1 protein-coding gene is annotated in these 839 nt (G+C 50.3%); it reads left to right on the forward strand.

Annotated features, from left to right (window positions below; translation table 11 throughout):
• Nucleotides 1–839, forward strand: an 839-nt coding sequence (locus R7Z50_RS26125) for a hemolysin family protein (protein WP_318149559.1), incomplete at both ends; no start/stop codon positions are given.

Consider the following 839-nt stretch of genomic DNA (forward strand, 5'->3'; position numbering starts at 1 on the left):
CTATTGCTCACACTATCGGTGCAGCAACAGCAGGTGCACAGGCGGCCGTCGTATTCGGCAGCGAAGCACTTGGCATCTTCTCTGCTGTGCTCACACTGGCGATCTTGGTTCTCTCTGAAATCGTACCGAAGACCATCGGTGCAACGTACTGGCGTCAGCTTGCACCAGCAGCGGCGGTATCGCTACGTTGGATGGTATGGGCGCTAACGCCATTTGTATGGTTTTCAGAGCAAATCACCAAGCGTTTGGCTCGTAACCACGAAGCACCAAAAATGCGTGATGAACTTTCTGCGATGGCGATTTTGGCACGCGAAAGTGGTGAATTTGCAGAAGGCGAATCTAAAATCTTAAGCAACCTGCTAGGGATTCAAGATGTGCCTGTCACACAAGTCATGACACCTCGCCCTGTTGTCTTCCGCGTTGACGCAACGATGACCATCAATGAGTTTCTGGACAAACACAAAGACACACCGTTCTCACGTCCGCTGGTATACAGCGAGCAGAAAGACAACATCATCGGCTTTGTGCATCGTCTAGAACTGTTTAAGATGCAGCAATCAGGCAGTGGTCAGAAACAACTCGGTGCGGTCATGCGTCCAATCCAAGTGGTTCTGAACAATACAGCGCTACCAAAAGTATTCGATCAAATGATGACGCACCGCCTACAACTGGCACTTGTGGTCGACGAATACGGCACCGTTCTTGGCCTTGTCACACTTGAAGACATCTTTGAGCACTTAGTTGGTGAAGAAATCATCGACGAAGCCGACAAGAGCACCGACATGCAAGAACTGGCCTACCAACGCTGGGAAAGCTGGAAAGAAATGCACGGTGTAATC

The organism is Vibrio sp. 1249-1 (assembly GCF_033340495.1).